The organism is Delftia sp. ASV31 (assembly GCF_016428765.1).
Classification (GTDB): Bacteria; Pseudomonadota; Gammaproteobacteria; order Burkholderiales; family Burkholderiaceae_C; genus Comamonas; species Comamonas acidovorans.
The window spans coordinates 1-3,411 of record NZ_JAELTK010000167.1 but is presented as its reverse complement, the minus strand read 5'-3'; the positions used below and the strand labels follow the sequence as shown (position 1 = coordinate 3,411).

General features: G+C 60.2%; 1 protein-coding gene and 1 pseudogene. One reads left to right on the top strand and one right to left on the bottom strand.

The features are described 5' to 3' along the window. Positions 1–1,312 precede the first annotated feature (1,312 nt). Entirely contained in the window at positions 1,313–1,789 is a 477-nt protein-coding gene (locus tag JHD82_RS28640; RefSeq protein ID WP_199140257.1) for a hypothetical protein, read from the top strand. A gap of 383 nt (positions 1,790–2,172) precedes the next feature. Here JHD82_RS28640 and JHD82_RS28635 read toward each other — a convergent pair. Further along, positions 2,173–2,977, bottom strand: a pseudogene (locus JHD82_RS28635) (IS5 family transposase). Between the last annotated feature and the right edge of the window lie 434 nt (positions 2,978–3,411).

The window sequence follows — 3,411 nt, the reverse complement described above, 5'->3', positions numbered from 1 at the left end:
CCCCCCCCCCCCCCCCCCCCCCCCCCCCCCCCCCCCCCCCCCCCCCCCCCCCCTTTTAGATGTGTATAAGAGACAGGTTCTTTGTGTCATCTCGATTGGTGGCGTGGTGGGGGGCGACATAGGTGCCATCTTTGCGGGTGTAGCCCTGGACAGAGTGGCTGCTTGACGAGCCACCGCTGTGCGAGCCGGAGTAGCTGTGGGAGCTGCTGCTTCCCCGGCTCGAACCCCCTCCGCTGTGGCCACCTCCGCCTTTGGCCAGCGCCAATGTGCATGCCGAAATTGCCGCTATCAGGATCACTGTTTTCTTCATTCTGACTCCCTTTAAACGTTCGAATGGACGCACCGGTATGGGGCGTCTGTGACATTCTGCTACAGGTGTCGGATGAGAACTGTTGGCTTTTTACGATGCGGGAATGGCTTTGTCGACAGAGGGTGTCAGCTGCTGCTGAGCGCCTGCGCTGAGCACCAGGGACACCAGCGCGATTCAAGAGAGTTCGAGTGCTTTGGTCGTGTGGTAGCTCTATGTGCCCTCTGAGCGCTACTGGGGCGGTAGTTGCCGACATGGGCGATCGCCAGCGCTCCAGAGGGGGTTCGGACAACCCCTAACTCGGCGCTTGGTTTTGGGGCGTGCCTGTGGGGTACAACAGGTTCAGCGCATTTTTTCGCACAGTTTTACCCGGGGTGTCGCCATGCCAGATTCCATCCAAAGTCCATGCCCCTTGTGCAATCTCCCCTGCATTGCCTACCTCGAAGACTATGGAAAGTGGATGCACTTTTCCTGCCGCTGTTGTCGCGAGCTGAAGGTGAGCAAAATGGTGATCAGCAAGCTCCGCGCTGAATCCAATGACGTGCGCGAGCAGCTGTCGCAGCAGGCGCGGGCCTTGAGGGGGGGGCGAATATCTCCACATCGCTGCAACGGATCGGGGGTTCGTTGCAGCCCCGAGGGCAATCTGCCTGGACGGCCGAGGTGCGGACGCGGCCCGTGTGAGCAGCGCCTAAGAAAAATGCCCGCTGGGCGGGCCTGGCTGCCTGTGCGGCAGGGAACGCATGGTCGGGCGGTAAACGACCTGGCGCCTTATTCTGAGCTGCCTACACGGCAGTGAACGCCGGGGTGCGCTGGCCCTGGCATCACACACCTTTCTGAGCTGCCTCTTCGGCAGTGCCCGAAGCGTACTACTCCGCGCCCCCGCCCAGGGTTCGCGCGATCCCGCACCGGTGTTGAGCCGGGGCGAAGAAAATGCGCCCATCTGGTAAGTACGGTGCACGGGTCAGCTATAGTTCGGCCCGTCCCCGTTCTCTCACCTTGATACCAATGCGCAGTCGTTTTTCTTTGCTTACAGCTGTCTGCGCGGTTTTGTTCTGCGGCGGAGTGGCGGCAGCGCCGCAATGTAGTAGTCGTGAACAGGTCGAAGCGAGCTTGAAACCACTAATAGATCGCCTCGATAGCGTAGGGAAGGCTCAGCGAGAACAGGGCGAGCGCGTAAAGGGCATCGCCATGGAGAAGGCAAGGGCGAAGAATTGGGATGCGGCCAAACTCCGTGGAGAGGTGCAGCGGTACCTCACCTCTCCAGAATATCTGGCAATGGAGAAGGAAAGGGTGCCCCACCAGCAGCAGATCGTTGAGGCTATTACGCTCCTCAGAACGGGACTGCAGCAGGGCAAGCAGTCTCAGGTTGAACGGCAGTTCTGCATGGACAGGGAACGGCTGATGGAGGCGATCGAAGCGAGTTTTGCGATCAACACGCGTGAAGTCGCTCTCGGCGCGAAGTTCTTTTCGGTTGAGGAGTAGCCACGCCTACGTCATCGAGCTCCGTGCCAAAGCGGCGCGACGTTTGCCTACCCACGTTTTCTTGTCCCAACATCCGTTCTCGCCGGCTATCCTGGGCCACTGGATAGAGCCCGCACCAGCGGTTTTTTTCACGCCCCCGCCCAAGGTTCGCCCGATCCCGCTGGCTACCGGCAGGACGCAACTACGATATAACTACACAGTCGCGCCCGTGGGTGCGTGGATTGAAACAAGGAGATGGTCGTCGATTGGGCACAGGGCCCGCGTCGCACTTCGCGCAAGTGCGCGCATTGAAATAGGACGGCGAGAGGGTTGCGGGATTTGGGCTTGGCGTCGCACCTCCGTGTAGGTGCGTGGATTGAAACTCGACCTGCCCCTTAGACTGGCTAACACCACCGATCCACGAATCGCGCACAGATGATCGCCGCTGCCAGTTTCAGCAGCGCTTCGTGGATATCCAGCCGTCGTTCAAAGCGGATTCGCAGCTTGCCAAAGCCTGCAAACCAGCTGTGCGTCCTCTCCACCACCCACCGGTGTTTGCCCAGCCTCTCGCTGCTCTCAATGCCTCGTCTGGCAATTCCGCCAACGATGCCCCGCTGCCTCAGGTGGGCTCGGCATCGCTTGAAGTCGTAGCCTTTGTCGGCGTGCAGCTTTGCCGGTCTTCTACGGGGACGTCCTGGCAGGCCAGCAATCGCAGGAATCGCGTCCACGCACCTCTCGAACATCTTGGAGTCGTGCCGGTTCGCGCCGCTGACCAAGATCACCAGCGGGATGCCTCTGGCATCTACGACGATGTGCCGCTTGGAGCCGAGCTTGCCTCTGTCCGTGGGGTTTGGGCCCGTTTCCTGGCCCCCCGGGGGCTTGGTACCGAGGAGCCATCAATGCTGGCCCGGCTCCAATCGATTTGGTCATGTTCACGCAAGCGAGTCAGCATGGCATGGTGCAGTTGCTCCCAGACACCAGCGGCGTTCCAGTCGCGCAGGCGCCGTCAGCAAGTCATGCCGCTGCCGTAGCCCAGGGATTGGGGAAGGTCTTCCCATGGAATGCCTGCAGCACGAACAAGATGCCGTTGAGGGCGGCCTCATCGCTGACTGCGAGCTTGCGCGCACCGCCTTTGGCAGAAGGCACGAAGGCTGGGATCAGGGGTTGTAGCTGTCGCCACAGTTCTTTGCTAACGGGTCGTCTTGCCATGAGGGCAGCGAGCATAACTGCTCTGCGGGGGCCTGTGACGAAGTGGTGTTAGCCACTCTAAAGCACCGTCTCCCATTTAATCAACATACCAGCTCATAGCGTAATTTCTGGTTGTTCGCGAAAGGACTGCGCCATTGCTTTTTTGAATCTCGGCTTGAGCATATTGTCCAAGTGTGTTGGCAGCGAAATTGGCGGATCTAGGGGGATTAAGAACCACTCCAAATTGTGCGCCTGAGGTATTATCTATAAGAAGATCTACGTTCCCCAAGCAAACAATAGATTGTGGGGTGTCGTACTTAACCGAAACTTGCGCACATCTGTCTCTTATACACATCTGACGCTGCCTACGACATGCGAACAGAAAAAAGGGGTGTTGGGGGGGGGGGGGGGGGGGGGGGGGGGGGGGGGGGGGGGGGGGGGGGGGGGGGGGGGGG

What these genes read in the sequence shown, in the direction of transcription:
- JHD82_RS28640 (WP_199140257.1), top strand. Translation starts at nt 1,313, where the DNA reads ATGCGCAGTCGTTTTTCTTTGCTTACAGCTGTCTGCGCGGTTTTGTTC.